This is a genomic window from Streptomyces sp. JJ66 (assembly GCF_019303495.1).
In the GTDB taxonomy this organism is placed as follows: domain Bacteria; phylum Actinomycetota; class Actinomycetes; order Streptomycetales; family Streptomycetaceae; genus Streptomyces.
Map to the genome: position 1 here is coordinate 31,126 of NZ_JAEVFI010000018.1, position 23,676 is coordinate 54,801.

The 23,676-nt window shown below is 72.7% G+C and carries 24 protein-coding genes; 12 read left to right on the forward strand and 12 right to left on the reverse strand.

What is annotated here, in order from left to right:
- Positions 1-178 precede the first annotated feature (178 nt).
- Positions 179-3,346, forward strand: coding sequence for an alpha-N-acetylglucosaminidase (locus JJV70_RS14890; RefSeq protein ID WP_257573987.1), 3,168 nt, complete (start codon positions 179-181; stop codon positions 3,344-3,346).
- Positions 3,347-3,432: 86 nt separating this feature from the next.
- On the opposite strand, the gene JJV70_RS14895 is transcribed toward JJV70_RS14890, so the two are convergent.
- Both JJV70_RS14895 and dtd read right to left on the reverse strand, forming a co-directional pair.
- Complete coding sequence (locus tag JJV70_RS14895) at positions 3,433-3,957, reverse strand: SRPBCC family protein (RefSeq protein ID WP_219048441.1); 525 nt, start codon at positions 3,955-3,957, stop codon at positions 3,433-3,435.
- Between the two features lie 127 nt (positions 3,958-4,084).
- Positions 4,085-4,510, reverse strand: a complete 426-nt coding sequence (dtd, locus tag JJV70_RS14900) for a D-aminoacyl-tRNA deacylase (RefSeq protein WP_219048442.1) — start codon at positions 4,508-4,510, stop codon at positions 4,085-4,087.
- Positions 4,511-4,612: 102 nt separating this feature from the next.
- Here dtd and JJV70_RS14905 point away from each other — a divergent pair, with 102 nt between their 5' ends.
- From JJV70_RS14905 to cutA, 5 genes are all read left to right on the forward strand, one after another.
- Complete coding sequence (locus tag JJV70_RS14905; protein WP_219048443.1) at positions 4,613-5,242, forward strand: hypothetical protein; 630 nt, start codon at positions 4,613-4,615, stop codon at positions 5,240-5,242.
- Between the two features lie 51 nt (positions 5,243-5,293).
- Positions 5,294-6,346, forward strand: a complete 1,053-nt coding sequence (locus JJV70_RS14910) for an asparaginase (protein WP_219048444.1) — start codon at positions 5,294-5,296, stop codon at positions 6,344-6,346.
- Between the two features lie 71 nt (positions 6,347-6,417).
- Positions 6,418-6,816: an ankyrin repeat domain-containing protein gene (locus JJV70_RS14915; protein ID WP_219048445.1), complete on the forward strand. Its 399-nt coding sequence runs from the start codon at positions 6,418-6,420 to the stop codon at positions 6,814-6,816.
- Positions 6,817-6,952: 136 nt separating this feature from the next.
- Positions 6,953-7,291: a hypothetical protein gene (locus JJV70_RS14920; RefSeq protein ID WP_257573988.1), complete on the forward strand. Its 339-nt coding sequence runs from the start codon at positions 6,953-6,955 to the stop codon at positions 7,289-7,291.
- A 49-nt stretch (positions 7,292-7,340) separates the two neighbouring features.
- The gene (cutA, locus tag JJV70_RS14925) at positions 7,341-7,667 is read left to right on the forward strand and encodes a divalent-cation tolerance protein CutA (protein ID WP_219048447.1); all 327 of its coding nucleotides are present in this window, start codon (positions 7,341-7,343) and stop codon (positions 7,665-7,667) included.
- Between the two features lie 32 nt (positions 7,668-7,699).
- On the opposite strand, the gene JJV70_RS14930 is transcribed toward cutA, so the two are convergent.
- From JJV70_RS14930 to JJV70_RS14945, 4 genes are all read right to left on the reverse strand, one after another.
- Positions 7,700-8,539 carry a carbohydrate ABC transporter permease gene (locus tag JJV70_RS14930; protein ID WP_219048483.1) on the reverse strand — a complete coding sequence of 280 codons (840 nt, stop codon included), beginning with the start codon at positions 8,537-8,539 and terminating at the stop codon, positions 7,700-7,702.
- Between the two features lie 86 nt (positions 8,540-8,625).
- Positions 8,626-9,963: a carbohydrate ABC transporter permease gene (locus JJV70_RS14935; RefSeq protein ID WP_219048448.1), complete on the reverse strand. Its 1,338-nt coding sequence runs from the start codon at positions 9,961-9,963 to the stop codon at positions 8,626-8,628.
- Between the two features lie 19 nt (positions 9,964-9,982).
- A complete protein-coding gene (locus JJV70_RS14940) occupies positions 9,983-11,314 on the reverse strand; it encodes an ABC transporter substrate-binding protein (RefSeq protein ID WP_219048449.1) in 1,332 nt (443 codons plus the stop codon).
- A gap of 309 nt (positions 11,315-11,623) precedes the next feature.
- Positions 11,624-12,895, reverse strand: coding sequence for an ABC transporter substrate-binding protein (locus JJV70_RS14945; RefSeq protein ID WP_219048450.1), 1,272 nt, complete (start codon positions 12,893-12,895; stop codon positions 11,624-11,626).
- Positions 12,896-13,030: 135 nt separating this feature from the next.
- Here JJV70_RS14945 and JJV70_RS14950 point away from each other — a divergent pair, with 135 nt between their 5' ends.
- The 3 genes from JJV70_RS14950 to JJV70_RS14960 all read left to right on the forward strand — a co-directional run bounded on the left by JJV70_RS14950 (position 13,031) and on the right by JJV70_RS14960 (position 16,805).
- Positions 13,031-13,537: a PadR family transcriptional regulator gene (locus tag JJV70_RS14950; protein WP_219048451.1), complete on the forward strand. Its 507-nt coding sequence runs from the start codon at positions 13,031-13,033 to the stop codon at positions 13,535-13,537.
- An 83-nt stretch (positions 13,538-13,620) separates the two neighbouring features.
- Positions 13,621-14,355 carry an ABC transporter ATP-binding protein gene (locus JJV70_RS14955; RefSeq protein WP_308294828.1) on the forward strand — a complete coding sequence of 245 codons (735 nt, stop codon included), beginning with the start codon at positions 13,621-13,623 and terminating at the stop codon, positions 14,353-14,355.
- A 5-nt stretch (positions 14,356-14,360) separates the two neighbouring features.
- Positions 14,361-16,805: an FtsX-like permease family protein gene (locus tag JJV70_RS14960; RefSeq protein WP_219048453.1), complete on the forward strand. Its 2,445-nt coding sequence runs from the start codon at positions 14,361-14,363 to the stop codon at positions 16,803-16,805.
- A 116-nt stretch (positions 16,806-16,921) separates the two neighbouring features.
- Here JJV70_RS14960 and JJV70_RS14965 read toward each other — a convergent pair whose 3' ends face one another.
- From JJV70_RS14965 to JJV70_RS14990, 6 genes are all read right to left on the reverse strand, one after another.
- Entirely contained in the window at positions 16,922-19,318 is a 2,397-nt protein-coding gene (locus JJV70_RS14965; RefSeq protein ID WP_219048454.1) for an ABC transporter permease, read from the reverse strand.
- Positions 19,315-19,998, reverse strand: a complete 684-nt coding sequence (locus JJV70_RS14970) for an ABC transporter ATP-binding protein (RefSeq protein WP_308294827.1) — start codon at positions 19,996-19,998, stop codon at positions 19,315-19,317. Before JJV70_RS14970 ends, JJV70_RS14965 begins: the two co-directional genes overlap by 4 nt.
- Positions 19,999-20,114: 116 nt before the next feature.
- Positions 20,115-20,489 carry a hypothetical protein gene (locus tag JJV70_RS14975; protein WP_219048455.1) on the reverse strand — a complete coding sequence of 125 codons (375 nt, stop codon included), beginning with the start codon at positions 20,487-20,489 and terminating at the stop codon, positions 20,115-20,117.
- A 547-nt stretch (positions 20,490-21,036) separates the two neighbouring features.
- Entirely contained in the window at positions 21,037-21,363 is a 327-nt protein-coding gene (locus JJV70_RS23515) for a DUF397 domain-containing protein (RefSeq protein WP_219048456.1), read from the reverse strand.
- Between the two features lie 64 nt (positions 21,364-21,427).
- Complete coding sequence (locus JJV70_RS14985) at positions 21,428-21,637, reverse strand: DUF397 domain-containing protein (RefSeq protein WP_219048457.1); 210 nt, start codon at positions 21,635-21,637, stop codon at positions 21,428-21,430.
- The gene (locus JJV70_RS14990; RefSeq protein WP_219048458.1) at positions 21,634-22,470 is read right to left on the reverse strand and encodes a helix-turn-helix transcriptional regulator; all 837 of its coding nucleotides are present in this window, start codon (positions 22,468-22,470) and stop codon (positions 21,634-21,636) included. The genes JJV70_RS14985 and JJV70_RS14990 overlap by 4 nt, the downstream gene beginning before the upstream one ends.
- Before the next feature lie 107 nt (positions 22,471-22,577).
- Here JJV70_RS14990 and JJV70_RS14995 point away from each other — a divergent pair, with 107 nt between their 5' ends.
- The 3 genes from JJV70_RS14995 to JJV70_RS15005 are packed head-to-tail and all read left to right on the forward strand — an operon-like array spanning position 22,578 to position 23,520.
- Positions 22,578-22,832, forward strand: coding sequence for a hypothetical protein (locus JJV70_RS14995; RefSeq protein ID WP_219048459.1), 255 nt, complete (start codon positions 22,578-22,580; stop codon positions 22,830-22,832).
- Entirely contained in the window at positions 22,829-23,098 is a 270-nt protein-coding gene (locus JJV70_RS15000) for a hypothetical protein (protein WP_219048460.1), read from the forward strand. Before JJV70_RS14995 ends, JJV70_RS15000 begins: the two co-directional genes overlap by 4 nt.
- On the forward strand, positions 23,095-23,520 hold the full coding sequence (locus JJV70_RS15005; RefSeq protein ID WP_219048461.1) for a hypothetical protein: 426 nt from the start codon (positions 23,095-23,097) through the stop codon (positions 23,518-23,520). The genes JJV70_RS15000 and JJV70_RS15005 overlap by 4 nt, the downstream gene beginning before the upstream one ends.
- Positions 23,521-23,676 lie beyond the last annotated feature (156 nt).

Sequence of the window (23,676 nt, forward strand, 5' to 3'; positions counted from 1 at the left end):
GGCTTGCCCCCAGCCCCCAGCCCCCAGCCCAGCCCAGCCCCCGGAGCGGTGCTGGCGTGGGCTCACTGGCGCGGCGTAACGCGGGGGGTGCTTGCCGCGCGGTGTGGTGGGGAAGGATGTAGGGCGCGTTAACGTGCCGTGCGTTCTTCCGTTAACACCGCCGCACAGAGTCGGGGTCATGGTGAGTGGACTGAGCAGGCGTGCGTTGCTGGGATCGGCCGGAGCCCTGGGGGCCGGCACCGCGCTGACGGGGAGCGCACCCGGGTTCTCGCCGCAGGACCCGGCCCCACCGGGCGGCGGCCCCACCGGCGCCCCCACTGGCAACCCCGCCGGCGGTGACCCCACCGGCGTCGCGCCCGCCCGGGCCGCGCTGCGCCGCCTGTTGCCGGACCACGCCGACCAGTTCACCCTCCGCCTGCTGGACGGCGGTGAGGAGCGGTTCACCGTGGACGGGGACAGCGGTGCCGTGACCGTCGCCGGGACGAGTCCGGCCACCGTGCTGACCGGCGTCCACTGGTACCTGAAGTACACCTGCCGCGCCCACCTGAGCTGGGCCGGGAGTCAGACGGAGCTGCCGCGCCAGCTGCCCGCGCCCCAGCAGCCCGTCGAGCAGCGGGCCACCGTGCCGCACCGGTTCGCGCTCAACGACACCCACGACGGCTACACCGCCCCCTACGCCGACTGGCCGCGCTGGGAGCGGCTGATCGACGTGCTCGCGCTGCACGGTGTCAACGAGGTGCTGGTGACGCCGGGCACCGAGGCCGTCTACCACCGGCTGCTGACGGATTTCGGGTACTCCGACGCCGAGGCGCGCGCGTGGATTCCGGCGCCGTCGCACCAGCCGTGGTGGCTGTTGCAGAACATGTCGCACTACGGCGGCCCGGTCAGCCCCGGCCTGCTGGCCGACCGCGCCGACCTGGGGCGGCGCATCACCGCGCGGCTGCGGGAGCTGGGTATGTCGGCGGTGCTGCCGGGCTACTTCGGCACCGTGCCGCGTGACTTCGCCACCCGCAACCCCGGCGCCCGCACCGTGCCGCAGGGCACGTGGGCCGCGCTGCCGCGCCCGGACTGGCTGGACCCGCGCACCGCCGCCTTCCGCGACGTCGCCGCCGCGTTCTACGCCCACCAGCGCGAACTGTTCGGCGCGGTGACCCACTTCAAGATGGACCTGCTGCACGAGGGCGGCGACCCCGGCGACGTCCCGGTGCCGGAGGCGTCCCGCGCCGTCGAGGAGGCGTTGCGGCGCGCCCACCCCGAGGCCACGTGGGTCATCCTCGGCTGGCAGGAGAACCCGCGCCGTGAGCTGCTGGACGGCCTCGCCCACCCCGAGCGCATGCTCATCGTGGACGGCCTGTCCGACCTGGAGCGCGTCACCGACCGCGAAGCCGACTGGGGCGGCGTCCCCTACGCGTTCGGCACCATCCCCAACTTCGGCGGACGCACCACCCTCGGCGCCAAGACCCACCTGTGGACGGAGCGCTTCACCACCTGGCGCGACCGCTCCGGCAGCGCGCTCACCGGCACCGCGTTCATGCCGGAGGCCGCCGAGCGCGACCCGGCCGCGTTCGAGCTGTTCAGCGAGCTGGCCTGGCGCGAGCAGCCGGTGGAGCGCGCGGCCTGGTTCACCGAGTACGCCCACTTCCGCTACGGCGCCCCCGACCGCGCCGCCGAGGACGCCTTCGCCGCGCTGCGCGAGACCGCGTACCGCATCAGCTCCACCGACGGCCGCCCGCACGACAGCATCTTCGCCGCCCGCCCCGACCTCGCCGCCCGCTCCGGCACCCGGTATGCCACCCACGCCCCCGCGTTCGACCTGCCCTCCTTCGACGCCGCCTTCGCCGCCCTGCTGAACGTCAGCCCCGCGCTGCGCGGTTCGGACGCCTACCGCCACGACGTGACCGACACCGCCCGGCAGGCCGTGGGCAACCGCTCGTGGCTGCTCATCGGCCAGCTCCAGCACGCGTACGCGACGAAGGACCGGACGGCGTTCGGCAAGCTGGCCGCGCTGTGGCTGGACCTGATCCGGCTGCTGGACGACGTCACCGGCGGCCACCGCCTGTTCCTGCTCGGCCCGTGGCTCGCCGACGCCCGCCGGGCCGCCGCCGACGCGGGCGCGGACGCCGCTGAGCGGGCCCGGCTGGAGCGCACCGCCCGCGTGCTGATCACCACCTGGGCCGACCGCGCTACCGCCAGCGGCGGCAACCTCGTGGACTACGCCAACCGCAACTGGCACGGCCTGACCGCCGACTACCACTTGCCGCGCTGGCAGACCTACCTGGACGAACTCGCCGACGCCCTCGCCGCCGACCGGCCGCCCCAGGACATCGACTGGTACGCCCGCGAGGAGGCGTGGACGCGGCAGACCAACGACTACCCGCAGCGCCCCGTCCACGACGCCCACCGCACCGCGCGCCGCGCCCACGACGTGCTCGCCCGCGCCCCGTACCAGGGCAGTCTCACCGCCTCCGCCGACCCGCGCGTGCTGCGCCCCGGCGGCGCCACCACGCTGACGGCGGCGTTCCGCAACGAGAACGGCCTGCGCGCCACCGGCACCGTGGACCTGACGCTGACCGGCCTGGAGCGGGCGCAGCCGCAGGGCCCCACCTCGTTCGACACCGTGGCCCCGGGCGCCCGTGCTCAGGCGGACTGGCGGGTCACCGCCGCCGACAGTGCCCTGCGCGACCCGCTGCGGCCACTGCCGTACGAACTGGCCGCCACCTTCGGCCCGCAGGGCGAAAACCGGGTGCGCACGGCGCGCGCGGGCACGCTGTTCCTCGCCGGTGAGCTGGACCCGGGCCTGCGCACCCACACCACCAACGACGCCGTTTTCGGCCAGCTCGGCGCGCGCTACGCCGTCCACGGCGGCGGCAACGACCTGTGGCGCACCCGGGAGCAGTTCGGCACCGTCTACCGTCCCGGTGGCCTGCGCGACGGCGGCAGCGTCACCGTGGACGTCACCGCGCAGCCGGACACCGGGCCGTGGGCGCGGGCCGGGATCATCGCCCGCAATAGCCTGCCCGAGGCACGCGGTCGCGGCGTGGTGAACCTGGCCATCACCCCGGGCAACGGCGTGGTGCTGTCCTACGACCCCGACGGCGGCGGCCTGCTCCGCGCCTACCGCCGCCTCACCGGCGTCCGCGCCCCGGTGCGGCTGCGGCTGACGCGCTCGGGCTCGTCCTTCACCGGCGCCTGCTCCACGGACGGCGGCGCGAGCTGGCGCACCGTGGCCACGGTGACCGTGCCGGGCACCGCCACCGCCCAGGACGCGGGCCTGTTCATGACCACGGCGAGCGGCGGCGGCGACACCCGTGCCACGGTGGAATTCCGCGACTGGACGACGAGGTGACACGGCGCCTGAGGTGCGGGGCGGACGAGGCGCGGGGCTGGCCGGAGCGGAACTGACCCCCGGGCGGGCCTGCCTGCCCGGGGCGCTCACCCCTGTTCGGCGAGCTTCCTGACACCTTCCAGCGTGGCGTCGATGCCCCGCCGCAGGACGCTGACGCGGTAGGCCATGATCTCTTCCTCCTGGCCCGGGGCCTGTTCGATGGCCCGGGCCAGCCCGGAGGGGCCCAGGCCGATGCGCACGGAGTGCCGGAGCCGGGTTCCGCCGCCCTCGGGGGCCACGTCGTAGCGCCAGGTCGCCAGGGGCTTGGCCGGGGCGCCGGGGCTGTCCTGCGGCGCTTCCGGGGCGTGCACGACGTAGGAGTAACCGCGCTCGGGTTCCAGCTCGATCACCGTGCTGACCGTCCGCCACTCGCCCATGTGCGCGCTGCGGTTGTGGCCCGCGAAGCGCGCCCCGAGGGCCATCGCGTCCGCGCCGTCGAGCCAGGCCACGCGCTGGAGCTCCGGGCTGAACCGGGTCGGCAGCTGGATGTCGGTCACCAGGGCCCACACGGTGGCGGGGCTCGCGTCGATCAGCACCTCACTGGCCACTTCGGGCTCGTCCGCGAATCGCATGGTCTCTCCTCACCCTCGTCACCGCGCCTGCGCGGCCATCGTCGTCCACACCGGACGACTTCGGTGACGAGTGTGTCCAGGGTCACGAACCTCCGCTCAGGGGAAGGGAGTTGACCGGGCAGAGAGGTCAGACCTCCACCAGCACGGTGAAGGGGCCGTCGCCCAGCAGGGACACCTTCATGTCCGCGCCGAAGCGGCCCTCGGCCACCTCCGCGCCCAGCGCCCGCAGCCGCGCGCACACCTCGGCCACCAGCGGCTCCGCCACCTCGCCGGGCGCCGCCGCCTGCCAGGTGGGACGCCGCCCCTTGCGCGCGTCCCCGTACAGCGTGAACTGGCTGATCACCAGCAGCGGTGCGCCCAGGTCCGAGCAGGACTTCTCGCCGGACAGGACGCGCAGCCCCCACAGCTTGCGGGCCAGCTTCTCCGCCTGCTCCGGACCATCCTCGTGCGTGACGCCGACGAGGACGCACAACCCCTCCCCGACGATCTCCCCGACCGTCTCGCCGTCCACCGTCACGCTGGCGCCGTTCACCCTCTGAACTACTGCTCGCATGGGTCCATGATGCGCCGGATGGGTGCCAAGTCGCTGCGCGCCTCCCGCCCGAAGTGACACGATGCGGGCACCGGACACCAGGCCGGGGACAAGGGGACGACCATGAGCACAGCCGGAGCCGGCGGGACCCCCGGCACCGTACCGGCGGCCGGTGGCCTGCCGCCGCGGCAGCGCGGCTCGCGGGACACGCCTGACAGCGAGGTCACCGACACTTCGGTCACCGACAGCCCAGTCACGGACAGCGAGGTCACCGGCACCGAGGACCCGGCCGCGCTCGGCCTGCCCCAGCTGCGCGCCCTGCGCCGCGCCGCCCAGCGCGACGAGGCGGACCTCAGCTACGTGCGCAGGCTGCTCCAGGGCCGTATCGACATCCTGCGCGCCGAACTCGCCGACCGGACGGGCCCGGCCACGCCGCTGGTGGACCGCCTGCCGCAGATCCTGGCCGACGGCCCCACCACCCGGCACCGCTCCTCCCGTCATATGACGGTCACCACACCGCGCGGCGCGGAGTACCGGGAGCTGGCCGCAACGATGCTCGCCGAAGTGGAGCTGTCCGACCTGCCCTCCCGCACCGACGGTGAGCTGCGCGAGGCGATGGGCCGCCTGAAGCGCTACGAGCGGCAGGTCTCGCAGCGGCGGCTGGCGTTCCAGCGGACGGCCGACGATTGCGGCACCGAGATCGCCCGCAGGTACCGTGAGGGCGAAGCACACGTTGACGACCTGCTCGCCTAGGCGACCCCTTAGGGCGGGACGGGCGTCCCCAGCAGCACCGAGGTACCGCTGATGCCGCCCACTCCCGCCGAGCCGCCCGCCATACCCACCGTCCCCGGGCCTGCCGCGCCCGAAGCCACCGCACCTGGCCCGTCCGCCGCCGTGCGGCCCGCGCACACCGGGCAGGCGCCGCCGGTGCTGGCCGAGGTCGTCCGCTCCGGGTTCGTGGAGGGGCACCACCGTGGCTCCCTCGTCGTCCTGGACGCCGACGGGGCCGTCGAGTGGGCGCTCGGCGACGTCGCCGCTCCCGTGTTCCCGCGCTCGTCGAACAAGCCGTTCCAGGCCGTGGCATGCCTGCGCGCGGGCGCCCCGCTGGCCGGTGAGCGGCTGGCCCTGGCCGCCGCCAGCCACTCCGGCGAAGCCATCCACCGCGAACTGGCCGCGAAGGTGCTGGCCGAGCACGGCTTCACCGAAGACGCCCTCCAGTGCCCGCCCGACCTGCCGCTGGACCCGGAGGAGGCCGAGGCGTACCTGGCGGCCGGGCACGCCCGCGCCCGGCTCACGATGAACTGCTCCGGCAAGCACGCCGCGATGCTCGCCGCCTGCCGGGCCGCGGGCTGGTCCACCGACGACTACCTCGACCCGGGGCACCCCTACCAGCGTCTGGTCGCCGACGCCCTGGCCGGGGCCGCTGGTGAGCCCGTCGCCGCCACCGGAACCGACGGCTGCGGCGCGCCGCTGCTCGCCGTCTCCCTCACCGGCCTCGCCCGCGCCTTCCGCGCGCTGGTCACCGCGCCACAGGGCACGCCGCAGCGCCGGGTGGCCGACGCGATGCGCGCCCACCCCGAGTACGTCGCCGGGACCCGCCGCCACGACACCTGGCTGATGCGTGAGGTGCCGGGCACGCTGGCGAAGATGGGCGCCGAGGCGGTGCAGGCGGTCGCGCTGCCGGACGGGCGGGCGCTGGCCTTCAAGCTCGACGACGGCGGCACCCGTGCCCTGGGCCCGGTGCTGGCGCGCGCCCTGGAACGCGTGGGCGTGACGTCGCCGGTGCTCGCCCGCATCGGCGCGCACCCCCTGCTGGGCGGCGGCGTGCCCGTCGGCGAGGTGCGCGCCGCGTTCTGAGGGGCAGGCGTACGTAGGGTGATCCCCACCGGCTCACGCCGACCGTACGTCCCGCCTGCGAAGGAGTCGCCATGACCGAAGAGCCCGCACACGACCCGGAGGTCCTGCAGCTCGCCGCGAAGGTCTTCGACCTGGCCCGCGCCGGTGAGACGGACACACTCGCCGCCTACGTAGACGCCGGTGTCCCGCCGAACCTGACCAACGACAAGGGCGACACGCTGGTCATGCTGGCCGCGTACCACGGGCACGCGGACGCGGTGCGGGCGCTGCTGGAGCGCGGCGCGGAGGCGGACCGCGTCAACGACCGGGGCCAGACGCCGCTGGCCGGGGCGGTGTTCAAGGGCGAGCTGGAGGTCGTCCGCGCCCTGGTGGCGGGTGGCGCGGACCCCTCAGCGGGCACACCCAACGCCATCGACACCGCCCGCATGTTCGCCCGCGACGACATGCTGACCCTGTTCGGCCAGCGGTGAGAGGCTGCCTGAGATCGCGGTTCGGGATCTGAGTACGCGTACTCAGGTCACCGGGCGTGAAGTGGGGAATCCTGGAGCCATGGACCAGCAGACGCGCACCCGCGGCCCTCTCCACCAAGCTCTCTCCGTCTTACTCATGGCCGTGATCGCGGGAGCGGCATGGGCCGCGTGGCTGGGCTGGGACCAGCACCGCGAGGTCGGCGCGGACAGCGGCCCGTACGAGGCGTGGCAGATCCTGGGCCTGGCGGTGACCTTGCTGCTCCCGGTGGTCTGGGCGGCGTCCCGCCGCTACGTCCCCGGCGCGGTGCTCGGCACGACGGCGGGCCTGGCCATCGCGGCATACCTCGACTGGTCGGACGACGCGAGCGGCCTGTTCGGGGTGGGGGTCCTGCTGCTAGTGCTGGGCAGCCTGGCCGGGACGGCACTGGTTTCGGCAGCGGTACGGGCCTGGCCGCGCCCCCGACTTCCCGCGTAATCACCTGCCGTCGCCAGTTCCGCACGGGGCCAGGGACTAGGCTCGCCGCATGGCTGAGTACCTACAGGTGGCCACGGCCACCCAGACTCGCGAGGAGGCCGTACGGCTGGCTCAGTCGGTCGTGGCGGCCCGGCTGGCGGCCGGTGCGCAGATCGTCGGCCCGGCGGCGTCGGTGTTCTGGCACCAGGGTGAGTTCGGCACGGGTGAAGAGTGGCAGCTCGTGCTCAAGACCCGCGCCGACCGATACGCCGCGCTGGAAACGCACCTTCTGGAACACCACCCGTGGAAGAACCCGGAGGTCTCCTCGGTGCCCCTGTCAGGGGCGCCGGGCTACCTGCGCTGGATCGACAAGACCACCCAGCCCGACGCGACCTGATCCTCCCGCCCGGGCGCGCTCCCCGGGCCGGGCTACTTCACCGAGCCTGCCATGACGCCCTGGACGAAGTGGCGTTGGAAGGCGAAGAAGACGAGGACGGGTACCACCAGGGAGAGGAACGCGCCGGGTGCCAGGATGCCGATGTTGGAGCCGAACTGGCGCATCTCCGATTGCAGGGCCACCGTGAGCGGCTGCGACGAGGTGTTCGCGAACAGCAGGGCGACCAGCATGTCGTTCCACACCCACAGGAACTGGAAGATGGCCAGCGAGGCGATGGCGGGTTTGCCCAGGGGCAGGACGAGCCGGGTGAAGATGCGTCCTTCGCCGCCGCCGTCGATGCGGGCGGCCTCCAGCATCTCCTTCGGGATCTCGGCGAAGTAGTTGCGCAGCAGGAACACGGCGAACGGCAGCCCGTAGGCGACGTGGAACAGGACGACGCCGGGGATGGTGCCGAACAGGCCGAGCGTGCCGAAGAGTTTCGCGACCGGCAGCAACCCGATCTGCACCGGCACCACCAGCAGGGCGACCACGAGCAGGAAGATGGCGTCGCGGCCGGGGAATTCCAGCCAGGCGAAGGCGTATCCGGCGAGCGCGGAGACCGCGACGACGAGGAACGTCGCCGGGACGGAGATCAGCACGGTGTTCCAGAACGCCTGGGTGATGCCGGAGTCGGCGAGCAGGGCGCTGTAGTTGTCGAAGGAGAGCTGGGCCGGGTCGGTCAGCGCCGTCCACCAGCCGCTGGAGGCGTTGGCGTCCTCCGCGCGCAGGGAGGAGAACAGCAGCCCGGCCAGCGGGGTGATCCACACCAGGGCGATGAGGACGAGCAGGGCTTGCACCAGGCTGTTGTTGAGGGCGGACGTGACGCGGCGCAGCGGGGAGCGGGGGCGGACGGGGGCGGCGAGGGCACCGGCGACCGCGGGCGCCCCGGCTGGTTTCCGCGCAAGCGTGCCTGGGGTACTCACGACTGGCTCCTGCGGAAGCGGCGGACGTTGAAGATCATGGCGGGGATCACCAGGACGAGCAGCAGCACGGCGAGCGCGCTGCCCAGACCCTGGTCGTTGCCGCCGCCGAAGGAGACCAGCCACATCTGGGTGGCCAGTACCGTCGCGTCGGGCTGCACGGGGCCGGGGGCGATGATGTAGACGAGGTCGAAGACCTTCATCACGTTGATCACCATCGTCACGAAGACCACCGTCAGCACGGGGGCGAGCAGCGGCACGGTGATCAGGCGGAAGATCTGCCATTCGCTGGCGCCGTCCATGCGGGCGGCTTCCAGCGCGTCGCGCGGCAGGGCGGCGAGCCCGGCGCCGATGAGCACCATGGCGAAGCCGGTCCAGATCCACACGTAGGCGCCGATGATGGCCGGGGTGACCAGAGCCGGGCTGAGCCAGGAGACGCCCTGGTAGGGCTCGGCGAAATTGGCCGCGGGCAGCCGCACGGTGTAGGGGCCGTCGGGCAGGCCGGTGAGGGCGAAGGAGCCGTCGGCGGCGGTGGTGGTGGAGGCGGCGACGGTGCCGTCGGCGGCGACGGCTTCCACGGCCATCGTCGGCAGCCCGGACTCTCCGGGGTCTACCTGGCCTTCGTCCCCACCCCCGCCGGGGACGAAGTCCAGGTAGACGACGCCGCTGAGCGCGTCGTCGCGCGCGTCAGCGGGGGCGGCGGGCTCGGCGCCGTCCGGCACGTCGCCGGGGGCGATCCCGACGAAGCCGAGCGTCACCGTCTCACCGGGTGCGGCGGGCGACGGCGTCACGTAGGAGCCGCCTGGCCCGGCCGCGAGCGCGTCCTCGCGGGGACGCGCCGTCGGGTAGGGGGAGGGCGCGGTGAAGGTGTCGTGGACGGCGACGACGGCCGCGTTGAGCACCCCCTTGTCCGGGTCGTGTTCGTAGGCGAGGCGGAAGATGATCCCGGCGGCCAGGAAGGACACGGCCATCGGCAGGAACAGCAGCAGTTTGAACGCCGTCGCCCAGCGGATCTTCTCCGTCAGCACGGCGAGGATGAGCCCGAGTCCGGTGAGCAGGACGGGGGCGACGACGACCCAGATCGTGGAGTTGCGGATGGCCGTGAGGGTGGCCGGGTCGCGGAACATCTCGGTGTAGTTGCCGACGCCGACGAACCGGGTGCCGGAGGCGTCGAACAGGCTGCGGCCCACGGAGAACAGCACCGGGTACACGACCAGCGCGCCGAGCAGCAGCGCGGCGGGCAGGACGAAGGCCCAGGCGACCAAACGTTTGCGGCGCTGGGCGCGGCGCCGCCGCTGGGCGGCGCCGGGGGTGGCCGGGGCGAGCGTGGTGGTCACGGCGTCGGGTGCCTGTCCGTCAGCGGTCGAAGGCGTCGGCCGCGGCGGCTTCCAGCTGCTCGGCGGTCGCCTTCGGGTCGGAGGGGTCGCGCAGGAAGTCCTGGAGGAGTTTCCACTCGCCCTTGCCCACGGTGCCGCCGAACGCGGCCGGGGCCTGGTCGGACATGTCGAAGCGCACGCTGTCCCCGGCCTCGACGAGTGACTGGGCGGTCTGCCGCGTCAGGTCGTCGGCGTAGGCGGAGACATCCAGTTCGCGGTTGGGGGAGAGGTAGCCGCCCGCCTTCGCCCACACCGCCGCCGCTTCGGGGGTGGCCAGGAACTCGATGAGCGACATCGCGGCCTCCTGGTGCTCGCCGTCCTTGAGGACGACGGCCGCGTCCCCGCCGCTGACGACGGGCTTGGGGCCGCCGTCCACGGGCGGGAAGAGGAAGAACCTGGCGTCCTCACCGAGCGTCTTGCCGAAGTCACCGGCCACCAGCGCGCCCACGAAGTCGCCCTCGTAGACCATCGCGGCCTTGGGCTCGGGGCCGAAGACGTGCTGGACGGAGGTGGGGAAGTCGGTACGCAGCGCGGTGTCCGCGCCGCCCGCGACCAGTTCCTTGTCGGAGAACAGCTCGCCGAGCGTGGTGAGCGCTTCCACCACGGACGGGTCGGTCCACGGGATCGCGTGATCGGCCAGCTGGTCGTACTTTTCTGGCCCGGCCTGGGAGAGGTAGACGTTCTCGAACCAGTCGGTCAGCGTCCAGCCGTCCTGGCCCGCGACGGAGAAGGCGGGCAGGCCGGAGTCGGAGATCGTGCGCCCGTTCTCCAGCATCTGAGCGTAGGTGGCGGGTTCGTCCACGCCCGCCTGCTCCAGCGCGTCCGGGCTGTACCAGACGAGCGACTTGTGCGCGGCCTTGAAGTACAGCCCGTAGTACTTCCCGCCCACGGTCCCGTAGTCCTTCCACACGTTTGCGAAGTTCTGCGTCACCTCCTGCTCGGCGTCCGCTGACAGCGGGGAGAGCCAGCCGCTTTGCGCGAACTGCTTGAGCACGCCGACCTGCGGCACCATCACGACCTCCGGCGCGTCGCCGCCCTCGATCTTGGAGCCGATGACGGTGGAGACGTTGTCGCCGGTGGACAGGAACTCCACGCTCGCGCCGGACTCCTCGCTCCAGGCGTCCAGCACCTTCTGGAAGTTCTTCTGCTCGGTGCCGGTCCACACCCCGGCCACGGTGATCGTCTGGCCGCTGAACTCGCCGTCGGACGCGGGGCCCGTGGTGCCGCCGTCGCCGCAGGCGGTGGCGGCCAGCGCGAGGGCGAGCGCCGTGGCGGCGGTGGCGGCGGTACGGGTGGCCGGGGTGCGTCTCATCGGGTGGTCCCTTCGCGGCACAGCCATGACGTGTTATGCATGCATGTTAGGTATGGCCCACGTCGGAGTGTCAACGGCTTACCCACGGGTAACCAGGGGTGAAAACCAGCCAAATCCGGCCCGCCCCGGACCCTCAGCGTGAGCGGGGGAGGGCACGGACCGCAGCCGGACGACGGCCTCGCCACGGTCGGACAACCGGAGACGACGCCCCGCCCGGCGGGGTAGCGAAGGAGCCGCACTCGCCCGTCGGGACAGCTGAAAAGGCCCGGCCCACGCACCCGGCTCGGGAAGGGGCCGGGCGGGCCGTACCTACCGCGCCAGCGCCTCCAGCTCCCGCGCCAGCCGGGCGACGGCAGCCCCCGGCGACACCCGCAGCGACAGCGCGTCGTGGACGACGGCCTGCACGGCGAGGCTCACCTGGTCATACCGTGGGCTCTTGGGCCGTGGCTCGGCCGCCAGCACGCTCTCCCGCAGCGTCGGCAGGTAGGGGTGTGCCCGTACCAGCTCCGGGTCGGCGTACAGCGAGGCCCGCACCGGCGGCAGCGAACCCTCGGTCAGCACCCGCCGCTGCACCGGCTCGCTGGTGAGGTAGGCCAGCAGGTCGGCGGCCGAGTCGGGGTGCCGGGAGTGCGCGCTGACGGCGAGGTTGGAGCCGCCCAGCACGCTGGTGCCGGGGCCGCTTGGCCCGGGCAGCGGCACCGCGCCGAACTTCCCCGCCACCGCCGAGCCCGGCGCCGACGCCAGCCCGTACACGTACGGCCAGTTCCGCAGGAACAGCAGCTCGCCGCGCTGGAACGCCAGCCGGGACTCCTCCTCCTTGTAGCGCAGCGCCGCGCGCGGAATCCAGCCGTCGCGGACCCCGCCGGCGAGGAAGGCCAGCCCGCGCTGTGCCGCCTCGGAGTCCACCGTCACCCGGGCGCCCTCGTCACCGAGGAAGGACCCCCCGGCCGAGCGCACCACCTCGGCGGCGTTGACCGTCAGCCCCTCGTAGGGCAGGAACTGGCCCGCGTACCCCTCCAGCCCGTGCGCCGGTGCGATCGTCCGCGCCTGCCGCTCCAGCTCCGCCCAGGTGCGCGGCGGCTGGACGCCCTCGGCTGCCAGCACATCCGCGCGGTAGTACAGCAGCGCGGCGTTGGTGACGTAGGGGACGGCGTACAGCTCGCCGCCGAACGTCGCGGTGTCCACGACGGGCGGCAGCATCTCCGTCAGCGCGAAGCGGTCGCGGTGCAGCGGGGTGATCCAGCCAGCGGCGGCGAACTCCGAGGTCCAGGAGACGTCGATGTTCAGCACGTCGAAGCGGTCGCTGCCGGAGCGCAGCTCGGTGATCATCTGGGCCCGGGTCTCGTCGGCCGCGTCGGGCAGCTCGACGACGGTGACCTCCTCGCCGGGGTGGGCCTGGTTCCAGTCGTCCAGCAGCGGGGTGAGGTAGCTCGTCAGGTCACCGGCGGTCACCAGCGTCATCGGCCCGCGCCGCTCGCCCTCGCCGGGCACGGACGACGCCGACGGGCTGAACCCCGCGTACGCGCCCAGCAGTACGGCACCGGCCAGGAGAGCCCGGCCCACGGCCCGCGTCCACCGCATCCGCCCTCCCCGCAGCTCGCGCACTCCCTCACCGGCCCTGGCTCACTGGCCCTGGCCCATATATACCTGTTAGGCAATGCGCGATACTAGAGGTGCAAGCGTCGCCAGCGGAGCCCGCAGGAGAGGAGAGCGCCGTTGCGTCTGCCGCTCCTGGCCCTCCTCGCCCGTGGCCCGGCCCACGGTTACGAGCTCAAAGGGGACCTTGAAGCCCTGCTGGGCTCCGCGTACCCGCAGCCGAACATCGGCCAGATCTACGTCACCCTCGGCAGGCTGGAGAAGTCCGGGCTGATCGAGGGCGAGGACGTCGAGCAGACGGACCGGCCGAACAAGCGCACCTACCGTCTCACCGACGCCGGACGCGAGGCGGTGGCCGCCTGGTTCGACGAGACCACCCGCGAGCCGCGCGTGCGGGACGAGTTCTTCATGAAGCTCGCCCTCGCCCCGTGCTCGGGCATGGCAGACCAGGTGACCCTGATCAACAAGCAGCGGCGCCAGTACCTCAACACCATGCGTGAACTCTCCCAACTCGCCGCCACCGAGGAACGCGACCACCGCGTCGCCCAGCTGCTGATCGAGGGCGCCATGCTGCACCTGCAAGCGGACCTCGACTGGCTGGAACGCTGTCAGGAGGAACTGGATTGACGCCGCCACCAGCACCCGCCGAATCAGCTGCCCCCGCCGACCCCGCCGACCCCGCCGCCCACCGCTCCGGGACGCCGCACCCCATCGTGCGGGCCGAGAACCTGGTCAAGACCTACCACGGCGACTCCGCGCCGGTGCCCGCCGTGCGCGGCGTGAGCCTCGCGGTGGAGCGCGGCGAGTTCGCCGCCGTCACCGGGCCGTCCGGCGCCGGGAAGTCCACGCTGCTGCACCTGCTCGGCGGCCTCCAGCGCCCCGACTCCGGCAGCCTGTGGATCGACGGCCAGTGCGTCGATGGCCACAGCGAGGCGCGCTGGGCCACCCTGCGCCGCCGCAGCATCGGCGTCGTCTTCCAGTTCTTCAACCTGGTCTCCCACCTCACCGTCGCCGACAACGTCGAGTTGCCCGCCCTGCTCGCCGGGCAGTCGCCGAAGGCCGCCCGCGCCGCCCGCGAGGAACTGCTCGCCGACCTGCGGCTGGACGGCAGGGAACGCGCGCTGCCCGGCGAGCTGTCCGGCGGCGAACAGCAGCGCGTCGCGCTCGCCCGCGCGCTGGTCAACCACCCGGCGCTGCTCCTGGCCGACGAGCCCGCGGGCAGCCTGGACAGCAAGGGCACCCGCGAGGTGCTGCGCCTGCTGTCCCGCTTCCACCAGCGCGGCCAGACGATCGTCCTGGTCACCCACGACGCCCGGATGGCCGCCGCCGCCGACCGGGTGCTCAGCTTCTTCGACGGCCGCATAGCCGACGACGCGGCCCTCGGCGACGGCCCGCGCCGCACCCCGCCCGGCGGCGTGTCCGGCACGCTGGAACTGGGGGGCTGAACCCCGTGCGGGCCGAACTGCGCTGGGCACACGCCGACCTGCGGGCCCACCGGGGCGAGGCGGTGTTCGTGCTGCTGGCCACCGCGGGCGTCACCGTGTCCCTGCTGCTGGCCGGAGCCCTGTTCAGCTACGCCGCCAACCCCTGGCAGCGGGTGTTCACCCAGACCGAGGGCGCCCACGTGTGGCTGCACACCCGCGCCGGTGCCGACACCTCCGCACTCGGCGAGCTGGACGGCGTCGCCGCCACCGCGGGCCCCTACCGCACCACGCGCACCACGGCCGCCACCGACAGCGCCGAGGCCACCGTCGAACTCCGCGCGGTGGCGCCCCGGCCGCCGTCCGTCGCCCACCCCTTGCTGACCTCCGGCCGCTGGCTGACCGCCGCCGACGCGGACGGCGCCGACGGTGTGGACGGTGCCGACGGCGACGCGGACGGCAACGGCGCGGAGGGCAACGGCGCGGACGGCACCAACGCCCACAGCGCCAGCCGTGCCAGACCCGGCGTCGTCCTGGAACAGTCGCTCGCCGACGCCCTGTGGGCCGTGCCCGGTGACACCCTCACCGTCCCCGGCACCGGCGGCGGCGCCCGCACCCTGACCGTCGTCGGCGTCGCCGCCACCGCCGAACCCCGCTACCGGCCCGGCGAGCGTCCGGGCACCGCCTGGGTGTTGCCCGGCACGCTGGCCACCGCCGCGCCCGACGGCTTCGGCCAGACCCTCGGCCTGCGCCTGACCGACCCCGCCGACACCGACTTCACCGTCCAGCGCGCCGTCACCGCGCTCGGCGCCGAGCACGTCACCCAGGTCACCAAGTGGCAGCGGGCGCGCGCCGAAGCCGGAAGCGATGACTGGCTGCTCGGCCTCCTCTTCGGCGCCTTCGGCCTCGGCGGCCTGCTCGCCGCCGGACTCGCCGCGTTCAGCGCCATCAACGCCCGGGTGCGGGGCAGGCTGCGGGACATCGCCGTCGTCAAGGCCATCGGTTTCACGCCCGGCCAGGTGGTGCGCACCTTCCTCGCCCAGCACCTGGCCTACGCGCTCGTCGGCGTCGCCGCCGCGACCGCCGCCGTGGCCGCGTTCGGCGCCCGCCTGCCCGGCCGCGTCGGCGAGGTCGCCGGAGTGTGGAGCGAACTGCCCGGGCACACCGCCGCGCTGCTCGGCATCCCGGCGCTGACCCTGCTGTTCATCGCCGCCGCGACCACGCTCGCCGCCTGGCGCGCCGGACGCGTGCCGCCCGTGCCCGTCGCCCGCGCCGCGCTGCCCGCCGGGGGCCGCCTGTCCGCCCCGGCCCGGCGCGCGCTGGGCCTGCGCCTGCCGCCCGCGCTCATCCTCGGCTGGCGAGGCGCCTTCCCCGGCGGCGCGCGCCGCCCGCGCTGGCTCGCCCCGGTCGCCCGGCTCGCGGTGCCGCTCGTCCTCATCACCGTCGCGCTGACCGCGTGGAGCACCCTCGACCGCTTCCGCACCGACCCGGCCGCCGTCGGCCTGCCCGTCGCGCTCACCGCCCACGTCACCGACCCCGCCGCCGTCACCGACGCCCAGGCCCACCGCACCCTCACCGCCCACCCCGGCGTCGCCGCCGCCCACCCCGGTGCCGAGGTGGCCGCGCTCGTCCCCGGCCAGACCGGCACCATCACCCTGCGCGGCCTGGGCACCGCCGACGCCCCCTACCCCTTCACCCTCGCCGAGGGCCGCGCCCCGCTCGGGCCGGACGAGGCCGTCGCCGGACAGGGCCTGCTGGACCTGCTCGACGTGCGCGTGGGGGACTGGGTGCGCATGACGGTCGAGGGCAGCCCGCAGATCCTGCACATCGTCGGCCGCGCCCTCGAACCCGAGCACCACGGCCGCGTCATCTCCACCACGCTCGACACCCTCCGCGAACGCGACCCCACCCTGCGCCCGGACTTCTTCCACCTCACCCTGCGCGACCCCGCCGACGTGCCCGCTGCCGTGACCGCCGCCAGCGTCCGCGCCGACCTGGCCGACGCCACCGGCCCCGCGCTGGACCTCCGCGAACCCCCCAGCGTCCTGGACGCCCTGGCCCCCGCCCGCACGGTGTTCCTCGGCTTCCTCGCCGTCCTGGCGCTCATCACCCTCACCGAACTGCTCACCGCTACCGGCACGACGATCCGCGACCGGGGCCGCGACCTGCTCGCGCTGAAGGCCATCGGCCTCACCCCGCGCCAGATCAGCGCCGTCCTCATCCTCACCACCGCCTTCACCGCGCTGGCCGCCGCCGCCCTCGCCCTCCCCCTCGGCGTCCTCGCGGGCCGCTGGCTGGTGAACGCCCAAGCCGACGCCTCCGGCATCGGCGCGGGCATCGCCGTGGCACCCCCACCCCTCGCCCTGGCCGCCGTGACGGCACTCACCGTCCTCGCCGCCCTCGCGGTCTCCACCCTCCCCGCCACCCAGGCCGCCCACCGCCGCCCCGCCGACACCCTCACCGAACCCCTTTAACCCCGCCCCAAACCACACCTGTTTCTTTTATGCGCCGGTGTGTGTCGTCTTCCGGGTGTCCGGTGACCATCGGCCGAGCACACGCCAGTTCTTCAGTTCTTCAGGTGCGCGTTCGATCAGTCGCGGGTGCGCAGGGCGTCGAGTGGCACCTCTCTGGGGGCAGCCGCCACGGCGATGAGCTGTACGAGTGTGGTGAGCACGACGGCGATGGCGAGGCCGGACACGTAGGGGCCGGTGTTGATCTGGACGGGGACGCGGACCAGGCGGTCGTAGCCGACGTCGGTCAGGAAGGTCATGAGCCAGGCGATGGGCAGGAGGATGAGGACGGGCAGGATGCTGTAGAGGGCCCAGGAGCGGCCCAGGATCTGTGGGGGGACGCCGACGATTCCCAGGTAGGCGTGGACGCGTCGGCGTTCGATGAGGGCGGTCAGCGCGGAGACGAGGACGAAGGTGCCGGCGACGGCGAGGGTGACGATGGCTGCGGAGGTGAACCAGCCGCGGTAGTGGCCGGTGCGGTTCAGGCGTTCGGCGTAGGCGGTGGTGTCGTCTTGGACGTCAGCTGTCGGGTCGGCCGCCAGGGCTTGGGTTCGTGCTCCCGTGTGGTCGGCGTCCTGGCCGGGAAGGATCAGCGTTCCCTGGTGGAGGGCGGGGGCGCCGGAGCGTTGCCAGGCTTGGCGGTCGATGAGCAGGGAGATGTCTCCCACGGAGCCGGCGACGCCGGGCAGGGCTTCGTAGGTCACGCTGCGCTCAGGAACGGGGAACGCGGTGGGAGGGGTCTGGTGGGTGTCCGTGGGCTGGAGCGGCGTGGCGTGGAGGGTGCCGCCTGGCGGGAGGGGGTTGGGGGCGAGGTCGGAGGTGAGACTGACGGTCCCGCCGGCGCAGTGGGCGGTGTCCTGTTTCAGCAGAGTGAGCAAGGCTTCGCAGTCACCCACTACGGCGCTTGCTTCGATGTTCAGGTAGGGGTCGTCCATCAGCTCGTTCCGGCTGCCGTCGTTGTTGCGGATGTCGGCCACGGACACGGGGCTGATCGCGGCGGCGTCGGGCAGGGCTTGGCGGATGTCGGGGAGATGGTCGGTGGTGATGACGGTCAGGGCTTCGTCGGGAGTCGTGCGGTAGAGCTCGGTGTCGATGTAGGCGATCTGGCTGGTGAGGGAGCCGACAATGCCGGAGGCCGCGACGGCCAGGGTGATCGCGAGGGCTCCCAGGGTGCCGGTGTGCGGGTCGGCTGCCAGGCGACCGCTGCCCAGAGCCAGCCAGGGTGTGCCGGAGCGGGAGAGCTTTCGGCCAGCGGCTTGGACGAGGACGGGTCCGGCCCACGCCAGGCCGGTGACCGCGACGACGAGCGCCGCAATCCCGGCGTAGACCACCCAGGTCTTGGGGGTGGCGTCCGCCTCCCAGGGGAAGACGGCGATCACGGCCAAACCGCTCATGCCGACAACAGCGGGGGCGAGCCGGAGCCAGCGCCGCTGCGGACGTCCGCCGGTTCGGTGTGGGTGGTGGGTGCCGCGCAGTGCGGTGATGACGGCTGCGGTGACGAAGAAGACCATCGTGCCCAGGGCGGGAATCCACCGCAGGGCGACATCGCCGGGGAACCAGGCAGCGGGTTCCGGAGGCAGGGAGGCAGCCGCCCGCATGAGCCTGGGCGTCGCCGCAACCCCCAGGGTCCAGCCGACGAGGGCGACGGCGGTCACCTCCGCAGCGGTGATCAGCCGCACGGTGGTGGGTGCCGCACCCAGCAGTTCGAGTGAGGCCAGCGTGCGGCGGCGCCGTTCACGCAGGAGCGCCGAGCTGCCCAGCACCAGCATGGCCAACGGCACGCAAATCGCCACCGTAGCGACCATGAGCAAGGTCTTCACCGGTCCGGCCAGACGGGGAACCTCCCCGAGGGAGCCGTACAGCTCCGGGTTGGGCGGGGTGCCGAAGCCGTCCACCGGGTTCGGTTCAGCGACGTCACCGACGGGGACGGCGACGTAGGCGACGCGTTCGTCGGGATGAAGGAGCCCAGCGTCGGCGATCGTACCGGCGACCTGCCCGTACTGGGCCTTCACCAGGGCTGGTGAGGTGTCCGCGAGTTCGGCCTTCAGGGCAGGCGAGACGACGGACTGGCCGGGCTCAGGCCAGGCCGAAACTCCCGGAGGGAGGGGCGTGCGGGGCTGGTCGGGCACGCCGATGATGAAGCGCCCGACGGGCTGGCCGTCGAGGGAGCCGGTGCGCGGCGTCCAGACCACCTGGTGCTTTTCGGGTTGGGCGTTCTCCTCGTAGAGGTGGTACGGGGAGCGTGCTTCCGCGCGGTGGATGCGCTGCTCGATGATGTGGGACATCGACAGGGCGGCGAGCAGGCTGACGGTGCCTACGGCTGTGCACAGCATGACGGCGAGGGTCGTCCACGAGCGGGCCCGCAGGGCGAGGTGTACGCCGATGCGCAGGATCGAGACGGTCCTGCGGGCTTCCGACCGGCGGGTGGTGCCCGGGCTGGGGTGGGGCGGTGTGGTGGTGCGGGGGGAGGCGGTCATGCGATCAGCCGCCCGTCGGCCATGCGCTCGGTGCGGTTCATACGCTCGGCGACGCGTTCGCTGTGGGTGACGACAACGAGGGCGGCGCGGGTGCGGGCGGCCTCGGTGAGCAGGAGTTCGACGACGGCGTCGCTGGTGCTGGAGTCGAGTGCGCCGGTGGGTTCGTCCGCCAGGATGACGGCGGGCTCGTGCACCAAGGCTCGGGCAAGCGCCGCACGCTGCATCTCCCCGCCCGACACCTGGGAGGGTCGCTTGCCGTGCAGGGCCGTTCCCAGGCCGGTGGCATCCAGGAGCGGCCGGGCGCGTTCGCGGGCGGCTCGACGGGAGACGCCGGTGAGCCACAGCGGCAGACTCACGTTGTCGGCGAGACTGAGTTCGGGGACGAGTTCACCGAACTGGAACAGGAACCCGAAACGCCGCAGGCGCATTTCGGAACGCTCTCGCGGGGGAAGGTGGTCGAAGCGTTGACCTTGGAGACTGACGGTCCCGGTGTCGGGCGTGACGACGCCTGCCAGGCACTGGAGGAGCGTGGACTTCCCCGCGCCGCTGGTTCCCACGACGGCGACACTCTCGCCGGGCGCAACACTCAGTGAGGCTCCTCTGAGGACGTCGGTGCTCCCCAGCCGGACGTGTAGGTCCTTCGCCGCCAGACAGTCCGTGGCCACTTCGGTTTGCACCACAGCGCTTTCCCGCCTTCTTCCGCGAACGTGCTCAGATTCCCCATGATGCGGCGGTGCTGCCGACCGCCCGGCCAGCAGCACCGCATCTCTCGTTGACGGGGTGGTCCCCCCTCGTCTCAGGGGCGGAGGGTCTTGGTGGCGCCGACACTGTCGGGCAGCCAGCCCCGGTCGGTGACTGCCTTGAACCTGAAGGCGCCATCGCGGGCGAAGGTGTAGGTGTAGTTGGCGTAGGTGTTGTTGCCGCTGCGCAGGTTGTCCTTGCCGTCCTTACCAGGACCGCTCCACTCGATGCGCACGGAGTTGCCGTCCGACTTGGTGTCCCGCAGCTTGCAGGACACCTTCATGCCCGGGCCAGTGCTGTTCATGCGGCACGTGGCCTTCGCACCGATCGAGTCGGACGTCAGGCTCTGGCCGTTGTAGGCAGAAGCTGACGGGGCAAAGGCCAGGCCCGCCATCGCCAGCGCACCGGCTATACCTGCGACTGCGCGCATTCTCATGAAATCTCCCCTCCGTGGGCCATTACCGGCCCGGTCAAGACAGCGGATCAGTCCCCTGCTGGAGTCCGCCGAGAAACAGCAACCGGCGTATGGTCATGCACCGGTCGACGCGCTTCACCCTGCCACCCCTCCTCAGTGCCCTCCCCCAAGATTCCGGCCAGAGCACGAAATCAGGACGCGTGATCGGTGGCGCGACATCGCGGTGTGCCCGCACCAGAATCACCACCAACCACTCCAGAACACCGGCATACACCGCCGCATCCTGGCGTGATCACGCCACCAGCGCTGCGACCGAAATGGCCGGATCCTCTACCCAGTCATCACACGAGCAGGCCCGTCGGCCCCGCCGGCCGCTTGCCCTGGCCTTGCACGCTCGGTCGGCGGTACGGCACCGTCTGAGGGCAGACTTGAAGGGTGCACCGGTCCCGGGTCGGCGATCGGGGCAGGTGCTCGCCGCACGGGCTGTGAGGCTGCCCGCGCTGATCCTGGTGGCCCTGCGCGCCGCGCCAGTCGTCGCCGGGGTGTGCGCGTTCGCGGTGCGCTATCCGGGCCCGCGCTCGTCGGCATCGCGCGGAGCGCAGGCGGGGCCGTGCGTGGCGCCGCCGTCGCGCTCTTCACGTTCCCGCGCTTCGTGGGCGCGAGCGACGGCCAGCGGCTGGTCAGGTGGTGACAGGGTGCTGGTGTGGAGGGCGGTGAGGAAGGAAGCGAAGGCGGGGGCGGGGAGGTGCAGCCTCGGCCCGGTGGGGTTCTTGGAGTCGCGGACGGGGACGATGTGGCGGGAGGCGGCGAGGTTGGTCGCGAGTTCGACGCAGGCACCGCCGTTGTCGCTGTAGGAGGAGGTGAACCAGCGGAGGGATTCGGCCGTCATGGGGCGCCCCTTCGTCGCGTGGGCCGTCCTGGGGCCTGGCGGGTGGCCCCAGGACGGGGTGAGGTCAGGCGTGGCCCCATTCTCCGGTCTTGACCCCGGTGACGAAAGATGTGAACGCGTCAACGGGGAGGTGCAGCCTCGGCCCGGTGGGGTGCTTGGAGTCGCGGACGGGGACGACGCGGTGGGACGCGACGAGGTTGGCGGCGACCTCGACGCACTGGCCGCCGTTGTCGCTGTAGGAGGACGTAAACCAGCGGGGAGATTCGGTCGTCATGCGGTGCCCTTTCGCAACTGGCTGATCATGGCCACAGACGCCGCCTGCGAAGCGGCTTCGGCCTGTAGCTGATGGTAGGCCGTCAGCATGGGCAGCACGAATGTGCTTTCCCGCTCCAGATGCCCACGGTGAGCGGACTCGGCATACGAGAGGAGAGAACGGTCTGGCAGGGTCAGTACGGTCACGGGCAGGTTGAAGGGCCTGCGAGCCCCCATATCGAACCGGGCAACCTGGACTACGGTGTTCGGCAGATCGGCGAACCCCTGTAGACGGGCCAGCTGTCCGTCCATGACGGCAGAGCTGCCGACGGGCCGCCGGATACAGCTCTCGTCCAGGACCACGAAGACCAGCGGTGGGGGCGTGCGGACGAGCGCGGCTTGGCGCTCGGCTATCAGCATGATGCGCTCGTCGGCCTGCTCGGGTGTGATGGCTCCCCGCTTCACGGCGCTCTGCGCGAGCACCGCCGCGTACTCCGGGGTCTGGAGCAGGCCGGGCATCACTCCCACCTCGTACAGCCGGATCTCTACGGCGCGGCCCTCATAGCCGACGAACTCCGGGAAGCCTTCCAGCAGGGAGCCGTGGCGGATTTCGCGCCACTCGCGTTCGAACGAATCTTCCGTTCCGGTGAGGCCGAAAGCGAGGTCGGCGCTGCGCGAAAACCGCAAGGTCGGCATCTTCCGACCAGTTTCTACCGAGGAAATATGCGTACTGGAATATCCCATGGGCACGGCCAGGTCTTCCTGTGTCCAGCCGCGTGCCTCGCGCAAGCTGCGCAGGCGGGCGCCGAAGGCCGCCTGGGGCGAGCTGTCGGGGTTCAAGTCCTTGATGTTCAAGCAGCTTTCACCGACCTTCCGTCCTCAACTGACAAGTTGAAGGGCCTCCAACTCTAGGCCACGCTGAGCCGCCTTGGTAGTGGAACCACTACGGAGAGGAGCGGCCCGTGTCCGACAACAACGGTTCCGCACCCCGGCAGCCAACTCCCCCCACTCCCCAGGTCGGTGCGCTGCTGATAGATGCGCAGAACCAGGTCGGTGAGTTCCGTGGCGCATGGTGCGGACGCTGGTTCCTACGCCCCGTCACCGGCGGAAAGGAGTGGGCGGTCCTCCCCGAGGAGGTGCGTCCGGTGAGCCCGGCGGAGCGCCTGCACGCCGAGGTCGCCCGGGCGAACGCCCGCAGCCAGGGGAAGGTGCTATGAGCGCCGCGACGCGCCGTATCTTCCGTTTCGTCAACTGGACGCTGCGGCCTGACGAGGACGACGACGCGCCACCGCTCACCGTCCGTTTCCGGTGTCTCACCCTCACGGGTGACGATGCCGAGTGCGGTGCGCAATCCGAGACCCACGCTGATCCGGGCGCCGCGCGGAAGTGGACGTTCCAGCACGTACGGGAGCACCCCGACCACACGAGTTACGCCGAAGTGATCGAACGTCCCTGGGTGATGTGGCGGGGTGGACCGGCGTGACGGGGCAGCAGGCGTCCACCTGGTACGCGGCGGAGGTCCGCGCGGAAGGCCCGGTGTACGGCACCCGCGAGGTCGTGACCTACGTGCTCGCGACGTTCCAGACGATCTCGCCGGAACTGGCGCTGGGGTGGGTGCGCGGACAGGCGCTGTGGCTCGCGTCTCGCCTCGACCCCGACCCGGCGCGCTCGGCGTGGGCGCGCCCGGTGACGCGCCAGTCCTCCGTCCCGCTGCCCGACGCGCCCGCCGAACTGCGCGCGTGGGCCGGTCGGCCCGACCCGGCCGGGGAGCGGGCAGCCTGCGCGTACCTGACCGCCGGGTACGCGCTGGCCCTCGTCGTCCCGGACGCGGACTGCACGTACACCCTGTCCCTGCGCCCGGTGTCCCTGCCCGCCCCCGCCCCACGCCTCACCCCGAGCGCGTAGGTGCCCTCCCGCTTGACCCGGGAACCGGCCACGGTACCCGCGCGCACGCACCTCGTCGGAAGCTGTGTGCTCATGGCTTCATTCCGGCCTCACGACGTAACTGGCCGTCAGGTATTGGCGGTTACGAGGAAAAGCAACTGGTAGCGGTACTGGACG

Bases quoted from the DNA above. Each gene is read 5' to 3' on its own strand.
- JJV70_RS14975 (WP_219048455.1), bottom strand. From the start codon at position 20,489: ATGCGCGCAGTCGCAGGTATAGCCGGTGCGCTGGCGATGGCGGGCCTG.
- JJV70_RS14920 (WP_257573988.1), top strand. From the start codon at position 6,953: ATGGCCGTGATCGCGGGAGCGGCATGGGCCGCGTGGCTGGGCTGGGAC.
- cutA (WP_219048447.1), top strand. From the start codon at position 7,341: ATGGCTGAGTACCTACAGGTGGCCACGGCCACCCAGACTCGCGAGGAG.
- JJV70_RS14895 (WP_219048441.1), bottom strand. From the start codon at position 3,957: ATGCGATTCGCGGACGAGCCCGAAGTGGCCAGTGAGGTGCTGATCGAC.
- JJV70_RS14910 (WP_219048444.1), top strand. From the start codon at position 5,294: ATGCCGCCCACTCCCGCCGAGCCGCCCGCCATACCCACCGTCCCCGGG.
- JJV70_RS14945 (WP_219048450.1), bottom strand. From the start codon at position 12,895: ATGCGGTGGACGCGGGCCGTGGGCCGGGCTCTCCTGGCCGGTGCCGTA.
- JJV70_RS14940 (WP_219048449.1), bottom strand. From the start codon at position 11,314: ATGAGACGCACCCCGGCCACCCGTACCGCCGCCACCGCCGCCACGGCG.
- JJV70_RS23515 (WP_219048456.1), bottom strand. From the start codon at position 21,363: ATGACGGCCGAATCCCTCCGCTGGTTCACCTCCTCCTACAGCGACAAC.
- JJV70_RS14890 (WP_257573987.1), top strand. From the start codon at position 179: ATGGTGAGTGGACTGAGCAGGCGTGCGTTGCTGGGATCGGCCGGAGCC.
- JJV70_RS15000 (WP_219048460.1), top strand. From the start codon at position 22,829: ATGAGCGCCGCGACGCGCCGTATCTTCCGTTTCGTCAACTGGACGCTG.
- JJV70_RS14915 (WP_219048445.1), top strand. From the start codon at position 6,418: ATGACCGAAGAGCCCGCACACGACCCGGAGGTCCTGCAGCTCGCCGCG.
- JJV70_RS14965 (WP_219048454.1), bottom strand. From the start codon at position 19,318: ATGACCGCCTCCCCCCGCACCACCACACCGCCCCACCCCAGCCCGGGC.
- JJV70_RS14985 (WP_219048457.1), bottom strand. From the start codon at position 21,637: ATGACGACCGAATCTCCCCGCTGGTTTACGTCCTCCTACAGCGACAAC.
- JJV70_RS14905 (WP_219048443.1), top strand. From the start codon at position 4,613: ATGAGCACAGCCGGAGCCGGCGGGACCCCCGGCACCGTACCGGCGGCC.
- dtd (WP_219048442.1), bottom strand. From the start codon at position 4,510: ATGCGAGCAGTAGTTCAGAGGGTGAACGGCGCCAGCGTGACGGTGGAC.